We start from the raw sequence: 15,857 nt of genomic DNA on the forward strand, positions 1-15,857 counted from the left end.
GCATTAAAAGCAAAAAAGCGATACTAAAAGTAAGGCATTAACATTATGAAAAAAGTGACTGCCATGCTCTTCACCATGGCCGTTGGGCTGAATGTTGTCTCGATGGCGGCAAAAGCGAAAGCGGCGGAAGAGCAGGAAACGGATGTACTGTTGATTGGCGGCGGCATCATGAGCGCCACGCTGGGAACCTATTTACAGGAGCTGGAACCGCAATGGTCAATGACCATGGTTGAGCGACTGGATGGTGTAGCGCAGGAAAGCTCAAACGGCTGGAATAACGCCGGAACAGGCCACTCCGCACTGATGGAGCTGAACTACACGCCTAAAAAGGCCGACGGTAGCATCAGCATTGAAAAGGCAGTCGAAATCAACGAAGCCTTCCAGATCTCCCGCCAGTTTTGGGCCTATCAGGTCAATAATGGCGTAATGCATGAACCACGCTCATTTATCACCACCGTTCCGCACATGAGTTTTGTCTGGGGTGACGAGAACGTGAACTTCCTGCGTGCCCGTTACACCGCACTGCAGCAGAGCACGTTATTCCGTGGCATGCGTTATTCCGAAGATCATGCGCAGATTAAAGAGTGGGCGCCGCTGGTCATGGAAGGCCGCGATCCGAAGCAGAAAGTCGCGGCAACGCGTACCGAGATTGGTACTGACGTAAACTACGGCGAAATCACGCGCCAGCTGATTGCCTCGTTGCAGAAAAAGCCCAACTTTGCGCTGCAGCTGAGTACCGAAGTGCGTGGCTTTAAACGCAATGCCGACAATAGCTGGACCGTCACGGTCGCCGATCTGAAAAATAACGAAGCGGAACACGATATCAAGGCGAAGTTTGTCTTTATCGGTGCCGGTGGCGCTGCGCTGAAGCTGTTGCAGGAAACCGACATTCCGGAAGCGAAAGGTTATGCCGGATTCCCGGTTGGCGGGCAGTTCCTGGTTGCGGATAATCCGGACGTGGTGAATCGCCACCTGGCGAAAGTGTACGGTCAGGCCTCCGTTGGCGCGCCGCCGATGTCCGTGCCGCACATCGATACCCGTATCCTTGATGGCAAACGCGTCGTACTGTTTGGGCCATTCGCGACATTCTCCACCAAGTTCCTGAAAAACGGTTCATTGTGGGATCTGCTCAGCTCGACCACCACCTCGAACTTTATGCCGATGGTCAACGTGGGTCTGGATAACTTCGAGCTGGTGAAATATCTGGTAAGCCAGGTGATGCTCAGCGATGACGACCGTTTTGCCGCACTGCAAGAGTACTATCCGCAGGCGAAAAAAGAAGACTGGCGTTTATGGCAGGCGGGCCAGCGTGTGCAGATCATTAAAAGTGATGCGGAGAAGGGCGGTGTGCTACGTCTGGGTACCGAAGTCGTCAGCGATAAAGAGGGCACCATTGCCGCGCTGCTGGGCGCTTCTCCGGGGGCATCAACCGCGGCGCCGATTATGCTGCATCTGATGGAAAAAGTGTTTAAAGATAAAGTAGCCAGCCCTGAATGGCAGGCGAAACTGAAAACCATTATTCCGTCTTATGGTACCAAGCTGAACGGTAACGTTGAGGCTACGGAACAAGAGCTGCAATACACCAGTGACGTTCTGGGGCTGAAATATGACAAGCCGCAGGCTGCTGATGAAGCGCCGAAACCTCAGCTGAAACCTCAGGCGCAACCGCAGCCTGAGCAGAAAGCTGTAGCGGATATCGCACTGTAAATAAAATGCCGGATAAGGCGGTACGCCGCCCTCCGGCACATTCTTACTTATCGCGCGACTGCGTCCTGAATCTTCTCTTCCGCTTTCCAGATACGGTATTTCACTTCCACGTTCTCCGGCGTATAGACCACAATCGGTAACTTGCTGTTGTAGCGCAGCATGCCGTCATCACCCAGATACGCGGTAATAAATTTCTTCTCTTTCTTACCGTCCGGGCAGGCCATCATGGTTGAAACCGGAGACGTCACTTTGTCGAAGACATAGTAGTCATATCCCCAACCTTCCAGCGTTTTGCTGTCCAGTTCTCCGCCCAGGCGGTGTTGGTTGCAGTCAACTTCCAGCGTTTGTCCGATCAGCAGTTCTACTTTCAGAGTAGATTCATCTTTCTCAGGAGTAAGCTGGATAACCTGGCGCTTCATACCCTTTTCCGCCTTAGGATAAGGGGCGACTTTTTCCAGCGGCTGAGCGCCGGCATCGTTACTGGCAGCCCATGCAGAGGCGCTGGCAAAGGCGGCGAAAAGTACGGCAGGGACAATTGTTTTCATCTTATTGTTCACAGTGTTTCCTTTCTTCTGTCTTATGAACGAGTCTGGGGCAGGTTAACATATTTACATAATCGATTAATCTGGATTTACTTATATTTTAAGTGTATTTGGTAGAGGTCTGCTTTCAGGGTAGCGATATATTCTAAGAATAATCTTAATTATAAGATCATTATCTTTTTGAGTTGTTCGTTATATACAGTGTTATATAACTCATTGAAATGTGAGCAAAAGCGCATTTTTTCCCGCCAACTCAACACTCCTTTGATCCGGCAACAGCATTTACCCCGATTGGGGTATGCACCTCTAACACATCCTGAAATATCTTACGACTAAAAATAACTACTCATAAATAGTGCAGTTTTTTATGTCGTTCAACCCGCCAGGGAAGGGCGTCATTATGGAAGGACAATGTCATGGTTGATTTATCCCGTCGAGGCATGTTGACAGGCAGTTGGCGAAACGCCAACTCAGGGATCCGTCCGCCCTGGAGCAAGGAAGACTCTCACTTTCTGGCCCATTGCCTTCGTTGTGACGCCTGCATCCAAGCGTGTGAAACCGACATCCTGCAGCGAGGCCAGGGCGGTTACCCGAGCGTAAATTTCAAACACGGCGAGTGTAGCTTTTGCTATGCCTGCGCAGAGGCCTGTTCTGAATCCCTTTTTCTTCCGCGCCACACCAGGGCATGGGATCTGAATTTTACGATTGGGGAAAACTGTCTCGCACATCAGTCCGTTGAATGTCATCGCTGTCAGGATAGCTGTGAACCCATGGCTATAACCTTTCGTCCCACGCTGTCCGGCATTTATCAGCCGCAGCTCGACAATCAGGACTGTAACGGATGTGGCGCATGTGTCGCTATCTGCCCGGTATCAGCCATTAACGCGGAGTACAACCATGGACAATAACTGGCAGGTCTGCAGCCTGGTCGTTCAGGCCAAAAGTCAGCATATCAATGATATCGCCACGCAGTTGCGTTCGTTCCCAGGTTGCGAAGTTGCACTCAGCGATGTGGAAAGCGGTCAACTGATCGTGGTGGTGGAAGCTGAGCACAGCGAAACGTTAATGAAAACTATTGAGTCAGTGCGCAACGTTGCGGGCGTGCTGGCGGTGTCGCTGGTTTATCACCAGCAGGATGAACAAGGTGAGGAAACACCATGAAACTCAGTCGTCGTAGCTTTATGAAAGCTAACGCCGTTGCGGCCGCTGCGGCGGCTGCCGGGTTAAGCGTGCCGGGCGTAGCCCGTGCGGTAGTCGGTCAGCAAGAAGCCATCAAATGGGACAAAGCCCCGTGCCGTTTTTGCGGGACGGGCTGTGGCGTATTGGTCGGGACGCAGCAAGGGCGTGTTGTGGCATGCCAGGGCGATCCGGATGCGCCGGTTAACCGTGGGCTTAACTGCATCAAAGGTTACTTCCTGCCGAAAATCATGTACGGAAAAGACCGTTTAACGCAGCCGATGCTGCGCATGAAGGACGGTAAGTATCACAAAGAAGGCAAGTTCACCCCGATTAGCTGGGATCAGGCCTTTGACGTGATGGAAGAGAAATTCAAAACGTCCCTGAAGGAGAAAGGCCCGGAGTCTATCGGTATGTTCGGCTCGGGTCAGTGGACGATTTGGGAAGGTTATGCCGCTGCCAAATTGTTTAAAGCGGGTTTTCGTTCGAATAACATCGACCCGAACGCGCGTCACTGCATGGCGTCAGCGGTAGTCGGCTTTATGCGTACCTTCGGTATGGATGAACCGATGGGCTGCTATGACGATATCGAGCATGCAGATGCTTTCGTCCTGTGGGGCGCGAATATGGCGGAGATGCACCCGATCCTGTGGTCGCGCATCACCAACCGTCGTCTGTCCGATCCCAATGTTAATGTCGCGGTGCTCTCCACCTTCCAGCACCGCAGCTTTGAGCTGGCGGATAACGGCATGGTCTTCACGCCGCAAACCGATCTGGTGATCCTCAACTACATCGCTAACTACATCATTCAAAACAATGCGATCAACCAGGATTTCTTTAGCAAGCACGTTAATCTGCGTAAAGGCGTGACGGACATCGGCTACGGTCTGCGTCCAACCCATCCGCTGGAAAAAGCGGCGAAAAACCCGGGATCCGATGCCTCTGAGCCGATGAGCTTTGAGGCTTACAAAGACTTTGTTGCCGAGTACACGCTGGATAAAACCGCCGAAATGACCGGCGTACCGAAAGATCAGCTGGAACAGCTGGCGCAGCTGTATGCCGATCCGAAGAAAAAAGTCATCTCCTACTGGACGATGGGCTTCAACCAGCATACCCGCGGCGTGTGGGCCAACAACCTGGTCTATAACCTGCACCTGTTGACCGGTAAAATCTCCCAGCCAGGCTGCGGTCCGTTCTCTTTGACCGGTCAGCCTTCCGCCTGCGGTACCGCGCGTGAAGTCGGTACGTTCTCCCACCGTCTGCCTGCGGACATGGTGGTTACGAACGAAAAACACCGCGATATCTGCGAGAAGCACTGGAATATTCCGGCGGGGACCATTCCGGCAAAAATCGGTCTGCATGCCGTGGCGCAAGACCGTGCGCTGAAAGATGGCAAGCTCAATGTCTACTGGGCGATGTGTACCAACAACATGCAGGCCGGTCCGAACATCAACGAAGAGCGTATGCCGGGCTGGCGCGATCCGCGCAACTTCATCATCGTCTCCGATCCGTACCCGACGGTCAGCGCTCTGTCGGCCGACCTGATCCTGCCGACCGCGATGTGGGTAGAGAAAGAAGGTGCTTACGGTAACGCGGAACGCCGTACACAGTTCTGGCGTCAGCAGATTAAAGCGCCGGGTGAATCGAAATCGGATCTGTGGCAACTGGTGCAGTTCTCTCGTCGCTTCAAAACAGAAGAAGTGTGGCCGGAAGCGCTGTTGGCACAGAAACCGGAACTGCGCGGCAAAACGCTGTATGACGTACTGTTTGCCACGCCTGCAGTGACGAAATTCCCGGTGGCTGAACTGGCTGAAGATCAGCTGAACGATGAATCCCGCGAGCTGGGTTTCTATCTGCAAAAAGGGCTGTTCGAAGAGTACGCCTGGTTTGGTCGCGGTCACGGGCATGACCTTGCGCCATTTGACGATTACCACAAAGCGCGCGGTTTACGCTGGCCGGTCGTTGAGGGCAAAGAGACCCAGTGGCGCTACAGCGAAGGCAACGACCCTTACGTGAAAGCGGGTGAAAGCTACAAGTTCTACGGTAAGCCGGACGGCAAAGCGGTCATCTTCGCGCTGCCATTTGAACCTGCAGCAGAAGCGCCGGATAAAGAGTACGACCTGTGGCTGTCTACCGGACGTGTGCTGGAACACTGGCATACCGGCAGCATGACGCGTCGCGTACCTGAGCTGCACCGTGCTTTCCCGGAAGCTGTGCTGTTTATCCATCCGCTGGATGCAAAAGCACGCGATCTGCGCCGTGGCGACAAAGTCAAAGTGGTTTCCCGTCGTGGTGAAGTTATCTCGATAGTTGAAACGCGCGGGCGTAACCGTCCACCGCAGGGGCTAGTCTACATGCCGTTCTTCGACGCCGCACAGCTGGTGAACAACCTGACGCTGGATGCGACGGATCCGCTCTCCAAAGAGACGGATTTCAAGAAGTGCGCTGTGAAACTGGCGAAGGTGTAACGCGTTATGTCCCGGTCAGCAAAACCCCAAAATGGCCGCCGCCGCTTTCTGCGCGATATGGTTCGCGCAGCGGGCGGATTGGCCGTCGTTGGCGTGGCGCTGGGGTTGCAACAGCAAACCGCACGTGCAACCGGCGTGCGGCTACGCCCGCCAGGCGCACTGAGCGAGGAGGCATTCGCCAGTGCCTGCGTGCGCTGTGGTCAGTGCGTTCAGGCCTGCCCGTATGACACGCTGAAGCTGGCGACGCTGGCCTCAGGGCTGGCTGCTGGTACGCCGTATTTTGTCGCGCGTGATATTCCCTGCGAAATGTGTGAAGACATTCCGTGCGCCAAAGTTTGCCCCAGCGGTGCGTTGGACAGGGACATTGAATCTATTGACGATTCACGCATGGGGCTGGCGGTACTGCTGGATCACGAAAACTGCCTCAACTATCAGGGATTACGCTGCGACGTTTGCTATCGCGAATGCCCGAAAATCGATGAGGCTATCACCCTGGAGCTGGACCGCAACATGCGTACCGGCAAGCATGCGCGGTTTATTCCAACCGTGCACAGCGATGCCTGTACCGGCTGCGGGAAATGCGAAAAAGTGTGCGTCCTGGAGCAGCCAGCAATAAAAGTGCTGCCCCTGTCGCTGGCGAAAGGGGAGTTAGGACACCATTACCGCTTCGGTTGGCTGGAGGGGAACAATGGCAAATCGTAAACGTGACGCCGGGCGTGAAGCGCAGGCAAAAAAAGGATGGTGGAAGAGTCATCGCTGGCTGGTGCTGCGTCGTCTGAGCCAGTTTCTGATACTGGCGATGTTCCTTAGCGGCCCGTGGCTTGGCGTCTGGATCCTGCATGGCAATTACAGTAGCAGCCTGTTGCTGGACTCCATCCCGTTCACCGATCCGCTGATTACCCTGCAAAGCCTGGCCAGCGGACACCTGCCGGCGGCGGTTGCGTTAACGGGGGCTGTCATCATCACGGTGCTGTATGCCCTGGCGGGTAAGCGACTGTTTTGCAGTTGGGTTTGTCCCATGAACCCTGTCACCGATTTAGCCAGCTGGTTGCGCAGAAGGTTTGACCTGAATCAGTCTGCAACCCTGCCGCGCCATATACGGTACGTCCTGCTGGTGGTTATCCTGGTCGGTTCCGCCGTGACCGGTACGCTGCTGTGGGAGTGGATAAATCCAGTCTCTCTGCTCGGACGGAGCCTGGTCATGGGATTTGGCAGCGGGGCGCTGCTGATCCTCGCGCTGTTTTTATTTGATCTACTGGTCGTTGAGCATGGCTGGTGCGGGCATCTTTGCCCACTGGGTGCGCTGTATAGCGTGGTGGGGAGTAAAGGTGCATTAACCGTTTCGGCAAAAGAACGTAACAGATGTAACCGCTGTATGGATTGTTTTCATGTTTGCTCGGAACCGCATGTGCTACGTGCGCCGGTGCTGGATGAGCAAAGTCCGGTGCAGGTAACCAGCCGCGATTGCATGGCCTGCGGTCGCTGTGTGGATGTCTGTTCTGAGGATGTTTTTACAATAACAACACGATGGAGTTCGGGAGCGAAATCATGAAAAGCCATGACCTGATTAAAGCGCTGAGTCAATGGACGGCTGCGCTGGCCCTGGTAGTCAGTGGGGCCGTTTGGGCTGCAAACGGAGTGGATCTGAGTCAGTCACCAGAAGTCTCAGGGACACAAGAAGGGGCGATTCGCATGCCGAAAGAGCAAGTGCGTATGCCGCTGAACTATGTGAATCAGCCGCCGATGGTTCCGCACAGCGTTGAAGGGTATCAGGTGACGACTAACACAAACCGCTGCCTGCAATGTCACGGTGTGGAAAGCTATCGCACCACCGGTGCGCCGCGCATCAGTCCGACGCACTTTATGGACAGCGACGGTAAGGTATTGGCTGAAGTCGCGCCGCGTCGTTATTTCTGCCTGCAATGTCACGTACCGCAGGCTGACGCCGCGCCGATTGTTGAAAATACCTTCACCCCCTCGAAAGGTTACGGGAAATAAGAGGTCATTATGGAAAATTCTAACCGTAAACCAGGCTGGATTAAGCGCGTCTGGCAATGGTGGCGTCGCCCCAGCCGTCTGGCGCTCGGCACGCTGTTGTTAATCGGCTTTGTGGGCGGCATTATTTTCTGGGGCGGCTTTAATACCGGTATGGAAAAGGCCAATACAGAAGAGTTCTGCATTAGCTGTCACGAAATGCGCAATACGGTGTACCAGGAATACATGGAAACCGTACACTACAACAACCGTAGTGGTGTGCGAGCGACTTGCCCTGATTGCCACGTCCCACATGAGTGGGGTCCGAAAATGATTCGTAAGATCAAGGCCAGTAAAGAGCTGTACGCGAAAGCACTGGGGCTGATAGATACACCGCAGAAATTTGAAGACCATCGTTTAACGATGGCGCAAAATGAGTGGCGGCGTATGAAAGATAACAATTCGCAAGAGTGTCGAAACTGTCACAACTTCGAGTTTATGGATTTAACCGCCCAGAAAGGCGTTGCGGCCAAAATGCACGACCAGGCCGTGAAAGACGGGCAAACCTGTATTGACTGTCATAAAGGGATAGCGCACAAACTGCCTGATATGCGCGAAGTCAAACCGGGATTTTAACAGGATGTAGATAACCAGGTATGCTTGAAGCCAGAGAATTACTTTGCGAGCGGGATGACAGAATACTGTTCAGCGATTTGTCATTTCGCGTCAACGCAGGGGAATGGGTACAAATTACCGGCAGCAACGGCGCAGGAAAAACCACTTTGCTGCGGTTACTTACCGGGCTGGCGCGTCCCGATGCAGGGGAGGTTTGCTGGCAAGAGCAACCGCTGCATCACGTGCGGGACAGCTACCATCAACAACTGCTGTGGATCGGACATCAGCCGGGGATAAAAACCCGGCTTTCGGCGTTGGAAAACCTGCGTTTCTTCCACCATGACGGCGACGTCGCACAGTGTCTGGCTGCGCTTGCGCAGGCGGGGCTTGCCGGATATGAAGATATCCCGGTGAATCAACTCTCCGCCGGACAACAGCGGCGCGTGGCACTGGCCCGTTTGTGGCTGACCCGCGCCCGGCTGTGGATCCTCGACGAACCCTTTACCGCCATTGATGTGAACGGCGTTGAGCGACTGACTCAGCGTATGGCGCAGCATACGGAGCAGGGCGGTATTGTTATTCTCACCACCCACCAACCGCTCAATGTAGAGACCGATAAAGTGCGACGTATTGCGCTGACCAGCGAGAGGGCAACGCAATGATGTGGCGAATCTTCCGTTTAGAACTACGAGTTGCGTTTCGTCATAGTGCGGAAATCGCCAATCCTTTATGGTTCTTCCTGATTGTTATTACGCTGTTCCCGCTGAGCATTGGGCCGGAGCCGCAACTGCTGGCGCGTATTGCGCCGGGCATCATCTGGGTTGCGGCGCTGCTGGCGTCGTTGCTGGCGCTGGAGCGCCTGTTTCGTGATGATCTGCAGGACGGCAGCCTTGAGCAACTGATGCTGCTGCCGCTGCCGCTGCCGGCAGTGGTGCTGGCGAAAGTGATGGCGCACTGGGTCGTGACCGGCCTGCCGCTGCTAATCCTCTCGCCGCTGGTGGCGTTGCTGCTGGGCATGGATATGTACGGCTGGAAAATTATGGCGCTGACCTTGTTACTCGGGACGCCGACGCTGGGCTTCCTCGGCGCGCCGGGCGTGGGGTTGACGGTGGGCTTAAAGCGCGGCGGCGTGCTGTTAAGCGTGCTGGTACTTCCGCTCACCATACCCTTACTGATTTTTGCGACCGCGGCGATGGATGCGGCTTCCATGCACTTACCGGTTGAAGGGTACATGGCGATTCTGGGCGCGTTGCTGGTCGGCAGCGCCACGCTAAGCCCGTTTGCCACAGCTGCGGCGTTACGGATCAGCGTGCAGTAGCGCAGTTGAGATATGCAGGCCGGGCAAGGTGCTCCGGCACAATGGATATTAATTTACGGAGTCTGGTGACTGAACTATGTGGAAAACACTTCATCAATTGGCGATGCCTCCTCGGCTCTATCAGATCTGCGGCTGGTTTATCCCGTGGCTGGCGATTGCCAGCGCGGTGGTACTGATAACCGGGTTGATCTGGGGCTTTGGCTTCGCGCCTGCGGATTATCAGCAGGGGCAGAGCTATCGCATTATTTATCTGCACGTTCCGGCGGCAATCTGGTCGATGGGTATTTATGCATCGATGGCCGTTGCCGCGTTTATTGGCCTGGTCTGGCAGATGAAAATGGCCAATCTGGCGCTGGCCGCGATGGCACCCATTGGTGCCGTGTTTACCTTTATTGCGCTGGTGACGGGCTCTGCATGGGGCAAACCGATGTGGGGTACCTGGTGGGTCTGGGATGCCCGACTCACCTCTGAACTGGTGCTGCTGTTTCTCTACGTTGGCGCCATTGCGCTGTGGCATGCCTTTGACGACCGCCGTCTGGCTGGTCGCGCTGCCGGCATTCTGGTGCTGATTGGCGTGGTCAACTTGCCGATTATTCACTACTCGGTCGAGTGGTGGAATACGCTGCATCAGGGGTCGACCCGTATGCAGCAGAGTATCGATCCGGCAATGCGCGCGCCGCTGCGTCTGGCGATCGTCGGCTACCTGTTACTGTTTGTCACGCTGGCGCTGATGCGCATGCGTAACCTGATTTTGATGATGGAAAAACGCCGCCCGTGGGTGAGCGAACTGATCTTAAAAAGAGGCCGCCAATGACCCCTGCATTTGCATCATGGAGTGATTTTTTCGCGATGGGCGGTTACGCCTTGTATGTCTGGCTGGCTGTGGCGATGAGCATTGTCCCGCTGGTGGCGCTGGTGCTGCATTCTGCGTTACAGCATCGTGCAATCTTACGCGGTGTCGCGCAGCAGCGGGCGAGAGAAGCGCGCATGCGTGCGGCGCAAGTGCAACGGGAGGCGGCGTGAATATTCGACGTAAAAATCGGTTATGGATAGCCTGCGCGGTCCTGGCAGGTCTGGCTTTGACCATTTCGCTGGTGCTCTACGCGCTGCGTTCCAATATCGATCTGTTCTATACGCCGGGAGAGATACTCTACGGTAAGCGCGAAACGCAGCAAATGCCTGAAGTCGGCCAGCGCCTGCGCGTGGGCGGTATGGTTATGCCTGGCAGCGTAAAGCGCGATCCGCAGTCGCTGAAGGTGAATTTCAGCATCTATGACGCCGAAGGTGTGGTGGATGTCACCTATGAAGGCATTCTGCCGGATCTGTTCCGCGAAGGGCAGGGCGTCGTCGTTCAGGGCGAACTGGACGGGGGAAATCATGTGCAGGCCAAAGAAGTGCTTGCTAAACATGATGAAAATTACACCCCGCCGGAAGTCGAAAAAGCGATGCAGGAAAACCACCGTCGCCCGGAAAGTGTTTATAAGGATAAAACGTCATGATGCCTGAAATTGGCAATGCGCTGTTGTGCCTTGCGCTTGGCGTTGCATTACTGCTGTCGGTCTATCCGCTGTGGGGCGTAGCGCGCGGCGACGTGCGGATGATGGTCTCCGCGCGTCCCTTTGCCTGGGTACTGTTTATCTGTGTGATGGGGGCGTTCCTGATTCTGGTCAACGCCTTCGTGGTTAATGACTTTACCGTGACCTACGTCGCCAGCAACTCCAACACCCAGCTTCCGGTCTGGTATCGGGTGGCGGCGACGTGGGGGGCGCATGAAGGCTCGTTGCTGCTGTGGGTGCTGCTGATGAGCGGCTGGACGTTCGCCGTTGCGGCGTTCAGCCAGCGCATGCCGCTGGATATCGTCGCCCGCGTGCTGGCAGTCATGGGAATGGTCAGCGTCGGTTTCCTGCTATTTATTCTGTTTACCTCCAACCCGTTTGCCCGCACGTTGCCGAACTTCCCGATTGAAGGACGTGACCTGAACCCGCTGTTGCAGGATCCGGGGCTGATTTTCCATCCGCCGCTGCTGTACATGGGGTATGTCGGCTTCTCGGTCGCTTTTGCGTTTGCGATTGCTGCGCTGATGAGTGGACGACTGGACAGCACATTCGCCCGTTTTTCGCGTCCGTGGACGCTGGCGGCGTGGGTGTTTCTGACGCTGGGCATTGTGCTCGGTTCGGCCTGGGCCTATTACGAGCTGGGCTGGGGCGGCTGGTGGTTCTGGGATCCGGTTGAAAACGCCTCGTTTATGCCATGGCTGGTGGGAACGGCGCTGATGCACTCGTTGTCGGTAACCGAACAGCGCGCCAGCTTTAAAGCCTGGACGCTGCTGCTGTCAATCTGCGCATTCTCACTTTGTCTGTTAGGTACTTTCCTGGTGCGCTCCGGCGTACTGGTGTCGGTGCATGCTTTCGCCTCCGATCCGTCGCGCGGGATGTTTATTCTGGCCTTTATGGTGCTGGTAATTGGCGGCTCCCTGCTGCTGTTTGCGGTGCGCGGTCACAAGGTTCGCTCACGGGTGAACAACGCGCTGTGGTCGCGTGAATCACTGCTGCTGGGGAATAACGTCCTGCTGATTGCCGCCATGCTGGTGGTGCTACTGGGCACGCTGCTGCCGCTGGTGCACAAACAGCTGGGGCTGGGCAGCATTTCGATTGGCGAGCCGTTTTTCAACACCATGTTCACCTGGCTGATGGCGCCGTTCGCACTGTTGTTGGGGATTGGGCCATTAGTGCGCTGGGGCCGTGACCGACCGCGTAAACTGAAAACGTTATTGCTTATCGCGTTTGTCACCACCCTTGTTCTGTCGCTGCTGCTGCCGTGGCTGCTAGAGGATCGCATTGCCGCCATGACAGTGGTGGGGCTGGCGATGGCGTGCTGGATATTCGTACTGGCGATGTCCGAAGCGTTCCTGCGTATTTCCCGTGGGACAAAGCTGACGCCAAGCTATTGGGGCATGGTATCGGGTCACGTCGGGCTGGCAATTACCATTGTTGGTATTGCCTTTAGCCAGAACTACAGCGTTGAACGCGATGTGCGCATGAAAGCGGGTGATAGCGTTAGTATCCATAACTATCAGTTCACTTTCCGCGAAGTGAAAGATATTACCGGGCCAAACTACCGGGGCGGCGTTGCCATTATTGGCGTTACCCGAGACGGTAAGCCGGAAGCCACGCTGCATGCGGAAAAACGCTTCTATAACAGCACCAGTTCGATGATGACCGAAGCGGCAATTGACGGAGGATTCACGCGCGATCTGTACGCTGCGCTGGGTGAAGAACTTGATAATGGCGCATGGGCTGTACGCCTGTACTACAAACCGTTTATTCGCTGGATTTGGGCCGGAGGATTGCTGATGGCGCTGGGCGGGTTGTTCTGCCTGTTTGATCCACGCTATCGCCAGCGGACGCGTCCTCGCGCCGCGGTGCAAAAAAATGCGTCGGAGGCTGTATGAAGCGCAACGCACTGTTAATTCCGTTTATTATTTTTCTCATCATTGCGGCGGCGCTGTTGTGGCAGCTCGCGCGTAACGCTCAGGGGGACGATCCCACTAATCTGGAATCGGCGCTGATCGGCAAACCTGTTCCGACATTCCGCCTGGAGTCACTGGAAAATCCGGGTCAGCACTATCAGGCCGATGTGCTGACGCAGGGCAAACCGGTATTGCTGAACGTCTGGGCGACCTGGTGCCCGACCTGTCGCGCCGAGCATCAGTATCTGAATCAGCTGTCTGCGCAAGGCGTGCGGGTAGTGGGTCTGAACTATAAAGATGATCGTCAGAAAGCCATTGTCTGGCTCAAAGAGCTGGGTAATCCTTACTCATTAAGTCTGTTTGACGGCGACGGTATGCTCGGTCTGGATCTTGGCGTGTACGGTGCTCCGGAGACGTTCCTGATCGACGGCAAAGGCATTATTCGCTATCGCCATGCCGGCGATCTGAACGCCCGGGTGTGGGAGAGCGAGATCAAACCGTTATGGGACAAGTACAGTAAGGAGGCTGCGCAATGAGATTTTTACTGGGCCTGCTAATGCTGGTTATCTCGGGATCCGCGCTTGCGACTATCGACGTGATGCAGTTTAAGGACGAAGCGCAGGAGCAGCAGTTTCGCCAGCTTACTGAACAACTGCGTTGTCCTAAATGCCAGAACAACAGCATTGCCGATTCTAACTCGATGATTGCCACCGACCTGCGTCAGAAAGTGTACGAACTAATGCAGGAAGGAAAAAGCCAGAAAGAAATTGTCGATTACATGGTGGCGCGCTACGGCAACTTCGTCACGTACGATCCGCCGTTAACGCCGCTCACCGTGCTGCTGTGGGTGATGCCGGTGGTAGCGATTGGTCTGGGGGGCTGGATTATTTTCGCCCGTACTCGCCGACGCGTTCGGGTGAAACAGGAAGAGTTTCCTGACGATGTTATTCCGAATGGCAAGCGCGGTGGATTCGGGTTGTTTGTGCCTGGTATCGTGGTGGCGCTGGTGGTTGGCGCAGTAAGCTATTACCAAACCGGCAGCTATAAGCAGGTTCAGGTCTGGCAGCAGGCCACTGCTCAGGCTCCGGCGTTGCTGGAGCGGGCGTTGGATCCGAAAGCGGAACCGCTCAATGAAGAAGATATGGCGCGTCTGGCGCTGGGGCTGCGCACGCGTTTACAAGCCGATCCCGCAAATGTTGAAGGCTGGATCATGCTTGGACGCATTGGCATGGTACTCGGTAACGCCAGTACGGCCACTGAAGCCTATGCCAATGCCTATCGACTGGATCCTAAAAATAGCGATGCGGCGCTGGGCTATGCGGAAGCGCTGACCCGTTCTTCCGATCCTGATGATAACCGTCGGGGAGGGGAGCTGTTACGCCAACTGGTGCGTGGCGAACATGCCAACGTGCGGGTTCTCAGCATGTACGCTTTCAACGCCTTTGAACAGCAGCGCTTCGGCGAGGCGGTTGCGGCGTGGGAGATGATGCTGAAACTATTACCTGCCAACGATACCCGTCGGGCGGTAATAGAACGAAGCATTAAGCAGGCAATGGAGCAGCTAACGCCGCAGGAGAAATAAGTATCCAGAATAGCCCCGATAGCGCTTCGCATATCGGGGCTATCCGGCCTCTTCAGGGATTACTGCATTCCACGCGTTTGTAAAAACAGGATAGTGGCAGCAACGCGAGAGCGCACATTGAGTTTGCGCAGCAGGTTGCGAATATGCACTTTCACAGTCTGTTCGGAAATATTCAGCACTGATGCAATCTGTTTGTTCGACAGCCCCTGAGCCAGTTCATGCAATACATCCAGTTCACGTTCGGTGAGAATGCTGAAGGGATCTTCTTGTGCGCCAAACAGATCGCGTTCGCGCAGATATTCGCTGACGCGTGTGCTAAAAGCTTTACCGCCTTTGGCGCCGCTGCGAATGGCCTCCAGCAAGACTTCAGGATCGCTGTCTTTGAGTAAATAACCATCCGCGCCGGCATCAATTAAGGCGTACACATCGCTGGCGGCATCCGAGACGGTAAGAATAATAATTTGCGCGGTGACGCCATCCCGGCGCAGCGCGTTCAGGGTGTCCAGTCCGCTCATGCCTTTCATATTGAGATCCAGCAGGATCACATCCAGGTCCAGACGGTTAGCCAGATCGATAGCGCTGGCACCGTCGCCTGCTTCCGCGACTACGTTAAATGCGGGATCCAGTTGCAATAATTGACTAATTCCTCGCCGCATTAGTGGGTGGTCGTCGACAATCAGCACCCGAAAAGGCGTTGCTTCAGGCATACTATTCTCCTGAGTTTTTATTAGTATCATTATTGTTTTCAGCGCATCACTCGTCTAGTTTCATCGCGCTGATGAGAGGGTAAATTTTACCCCAATTTGTGCATGGGTAAGTAGTAAAACCTGTGCTAAAGGCCGGGGTAATAATAAGGAACGTGGAATCGCGGGCATAAAAAAACCAACCATGAAGGTTGGTTTTTCTGGGATTTTTGGTCGGCACGAGAGGATTTGAACCTCCGACCCCCGACACCCCATGACGGTGCGCTACCAGGCTGCGCTACGTGCCGACGCTATGGCTGCTA

Annotated in this window: 18 protein-coding genes and 1 tRNA gene; 16 read left to right on the forward strand and 3 right to left on the reverse strand. The window is 55.1% G+C overall.

The features are described 5' to 3' along the window. The first annotated feature begins 45 nt into the window (after positions 1-45). Positions 46-1,707, forward strand: a complete 1,662-nt coding sequence (gene mqo / locus HV237_RS08230; protein ID WP_047359198.1) for a malate dehydrogenase (quinone) — start codon at positions 46-48, stop codon at positions 1,705-1,707. Between the two features lie 47 nt (positions 1,708-1,754). Here mqo and eco read toward each other — a convergent pair whose 3' ends face one another. After that, on the reverse strand, positions 1,755-2,252 hold the full coding sequence (gene eco, locus HV237_RS08235) for a serine protease inhibitor ecotin (protein WP_029139607.1): 498 nt from the start codon (positions 2,250-2,252) through the stop codon (positions 1,755-1,757). 413 nt (positions 2,253-2,665) lie between these two features. Here eco and napF point away from each other — a divergent pair, with 413 nt between their 5' ends. The 15 genes from napF (at position 2,666) to HV237_RS08310 (ending at position 14,851) form a co-directional block, all read left to right on the forward strand. Then, entirely contained in the window at positions 2,666-3,157 is a 492-nt protein-coding gene (gene napF, locus HV237_RS08240) for a ferredoxin-type protein NapF (RefSeq protein WP_016157008.1), read from the forward strand. After that, positions 3,147-3,410 carry a chaperone NapD gene (gene napD, locus HV237_RS08245; RefSeq protein ID WP_016153776.1) on the forward strand — a complete coding sequence of 88 codons (264 nt, stop codon included), beginning with the start codon at positions 3,147-3,149 and terminating at the stop codon, positions 3,408-3,410. Before napF ends, napD begins: the two co-directional genes overlap by 11 nt. Further along, positions 3,407-5,893: a nitrate reductase catalytic subunit NapA gene (gene napA, locus HV237_RS08250; RefSeq protein ID WP_047359196.1), complete on the forward strand. Its 2,487-nt coding sequence runs from the start codon at positions 3,407-3,409 to the stop codon at positions 5,891-5,893. Before napD ends, napA begins: the two co-directional genes overlap by 4 nt. Positions 5,894-5,899: 6 nt before the next feature. After that, complete coding sequence (napG, locus tag HV237_RS08255) at positions 5,900-6,595, forward strand: ferredoxin-type protein NapG (RefSeq protein ID WP_016153774.1); 696 nt, start codon at positions 5,900-5,902, stop codon at positions 6,593-6,595. Continuing rightward, entirely contained in the window at positions 6,582-7,445 is an 864-nt protein-coding gene (napH, locus tag HV237_RS08260) for a quinol dehydrogenase ferredoxin subunit NapH (RefSeq protein ID WP_047359195.1), read from the forward strand. Before napG ends, napH begins: the two co-directional genes overlap by 14 nt. Next, complete coding sequence (napB, locus tag HV237_RS08265; RefSeq protein WP_016153772.1) at positions 7,442-7,891, forward strand: nitrate reductase cytochrome c-type subunit; 450 nt, start codon at positions 7,442-7,444, stop codon at positions 7,889-7,891. Before napH ends, napB begins: the two co-directional genes overlap by 4 nt. 9 nt (positions 7,892-7,900) lie before the next feature. Beyond that, complete coding sequence (gene napC / locus HV237_RS08270; RefSeq protein ID WP_003027548.1) at positions 7,901-8,503, forward strand: cytochrome c-type protein NapC; 603 nt, start codon at positions 7,901-7,903, stop codon at positions 8,501-8,503. A gap of 20 nt (positions 8,504-8,523) precedes the next feature. After that, a complete protein-coding gene (gene ccmA, locus HV237_RS08275; RefSeq protein ID WP_016153771.1) occupies positions 8,524-9,144 on the forward strand; it encodes a cytochrome c biogenesis heme-transporting ATPase CcmA in 621 nt (206 codons plus the stop codon). Beyond that, a complete protein-coding gene (gene ccmB, locus HV237_RS08280) occupies positions 9,141-9,800 on the forward strand; it encodes a heme exporter protein CcmB (protein WP_003027542.1) in 660 nt (219 codons plus the stop codon). Before ccmA ends, ccmB begins: the two co-directional genes overlap by 4 nt. A gap of 76 nt (positions 9,801-9,876) precedes the next feature. Beyond that, positions 9,877-10,614: a heme ABC transporter permease gene (locus HV237_RS08285; protein WP_016153769.1), complete on the forward strand. Its 738-nt coding sequence runs from the start codon at positions 9,877-9,879 to the stop codon at positions 10,612-10,614. Beyond that, entirely contained in the window at positions 10,611-10,823 is a 213-nt protein-coding gene (gene ccmD, locus HV237_RS08290) for a heme exporter protein CcmD (protein WP_016153768.1), read from the forward strand. The genes HV237_RS08285 and ccmD overlap by 4 nt, the downstream gene beginning before the upstream one ends. Then, a complete protein-coding gene (gene ccmE, locus HV237_RS08295) occupies positions 10,820-11,299 on the forward strand; it encodes a cytochrome c maturation protein CcmE (protein WP_016153767.1) in 480 nt (159 codons plus the stop codon). Before ccmD ends, ccmE begins: the two co-directional genes overlap by 4 nt. After that, positions 11,296-13,251, forward strand: coding sequence for a heme lyase CcmF/NrfE family subunit (locus tag HV237_RS08300; RefSeq protein WP_047359194.1), 1,956 nt, complete (start codon positions 11,296-11,298; stop codon positions 13,249-13,251). The genes ccmE and HV237_RS08300 overlap by 4 nt, the downstream gene beginning before the upstream one ends. Then, positions 13,248-13,805: a thiol:disulfide interchange protein DsbE gene (gene dsbE / locus HV237_RS08305; protein ID WP_003834613.1), complete on the forward strand. Its 558-nt coding sequence runs from the start codon at positions 13,248-13,250 to the stop codon at positions 13,803-13,805. Before HV237_RS08300 ends, dsbE begins: the two co-directional genes overlap by 4 nt. After that, positions 13,802-14,851 carry a cytochrome c-type biogenesis protein CcmH gene (locus HV237_RS08310; protein WP_047359193.1) on the forward strand — a complete coding sequence of 350 codons (1,050 nt, stop codon included), beginning with the start codon at positions 13,802-13,804 and terminating at the stop codon, positions 14,849-14,851. The genes dsbE and HV237_RS08310 overlap by 4 nt, the downstream gene beginning before the upstream one ends. 59 nt (positions 14,852-14,910) lie before the next feature. Here the strand turns inward: HV237_RS08310 and narP are convergent, their stop codons facing one another. Beyond that, positions 14,911-15,558, reverse strand: a complete 648-nt coding sequence (narP, locus tag HV237_RS08315; RefSeq protein WP_016153764.1) for a nitrate/nitrite response regulator protein NarP — start codon at positions 15,556-15,558, stop codon at positions 14,911-14,913. 207 nt (positions 15,559-15,765) lie between these two features. Continuing rightward, positions 15,766-15,842: transfer RNA gene (locus HV237_RS08320), tRNA-Pro, on the reverse strand. Positions 15,843-15,857 lie beyond the last annotated feature (15 nt).

This window comes from Citrobacter sp. RHBSTW-00570 (assembly GCF_013739755.1).
Classification (GTDB): domain Bacteria; phylum Pseudomonadota; class Gammaproteobacteria; order Enterobacterales; family Enterobacteriaceae; genus Citrobacter; species Citrobacter braakii.

Excerpts from the sequence above, each read along its gene's own strand:
- napC (WP_003027548.1), top strand. The coding sequence starts at position 7,901 with ATGGAAAATTCTAACCGTAAACCAGGCTGGATTAAGCGCGTCTGGCAA.
- napB (WP_016153772.1), top strand. The coding sequence starts at position 7,442 with ATGAAAAGCCATGACCTGATTAAAGCGCTGAGTCAATGGACGGCTGCG.
- HV237_RS08310 (WP_047359193.1), top strand. The coding sequence starts at position 13,802 with ATGAGATTTTTACTGGGCCTGCTAATGCTGGTTATCTCGGGATCCGCG.
- napH (WP_047359195.1), top strand. The coding sequence starts at position 6,582 with ATGGCAAATCGTAAACGTGACGCCGGGCGTGAAGCGCAGGCAAAAAAA.
- napA (WP_047359196.1), top strand. The coding sequence starts at position 3,407 with ATGAAACTCAGTCGTCGTAGCTTTATGAAAGCTAACGCCGTTGCGGCC.
- napD (WP_016153776.1), top strand. The coding sequence starts at position 3,147 with ATGGACAATAACTGGCAGGTCTGCAGCCTGGTCGTTCAGGCCAAAAGT.
- ccmB (WP_003027542.1), top strand. The coding sequence starts at position 9,141 with ATGATGTGGCGAATCTTCCGTTTAGAACTACGAGTTGCGTTTCGTCAT.
- napF (WP_016157008.1), top strand. The coding sequence starts at position 2,666 with ATGGTTGATTTATCCCGTCGAGGCATGTTGACAGGCAGTTGGCGAAAC.
- napG (WP_016153774.1), top strand. The coding sequence starts at position 5,900 with ATGTCCCGGTCAGCAAAACCCCAAAATGGCCGCCGCCGCTTTCTGCGC.
- HV237_RS08300 (WP_047359194.1), top strand. The coding sequence starts at position 11,296 with ATGATGCCTGAAATTGGCAATGCGCTGTTGTGCCTTGCGCTTGGCGTT.
- mqo (WP_047359198.1), top strand. The coding sequence starts at position 46 with ATGAAAAAAGTGACTGCCATGCTCTTCACCATGGCCGTTGGGCTGAAT.
- dsbE (WP_003834613.1), top strand. The coding sequence starts at position 13,248 with ATGAAGCGCAACGCACTGTTAATTCCGTTTATTATTTTTCTCATCATT.
- eco (WP_029139607.1), bottom strand. The coding sequence starts at position 2,252 with ATGAAAACAATTGTCCCTGCCGTACTTTTCGCCGCCTTTGCCAGCGCC.
- ccmA (WP_016153771.1), top strand. The coding sequence starts at position 8,524 with ATGCTTGAAGCCAGAGAATTACTTTGCGAGCGGGATGACAGAATACTG.
- narP (WP_016153764.1), bottom strand. The coding sequence starts at position 15,558 with ATGCCTGAAGCAACGCCTTTTCGGGTGCTGATTGTCGACGACCACCCA.
- ccmD (WP_016153768.1), top strand. The coding sequence starts at position 10,611 with ATGACCCCTGCATTTGCATCATGGAGTGATTTTTTCGCGATGGGCGGT.
- HV237_RS08285 (WP_016153769.1), top strand. The coding sequence starts at position 9,877 with ATGTGGAAAACACTTCATCAATTGGCGATGCCTCCTCGGCTCTATCAG.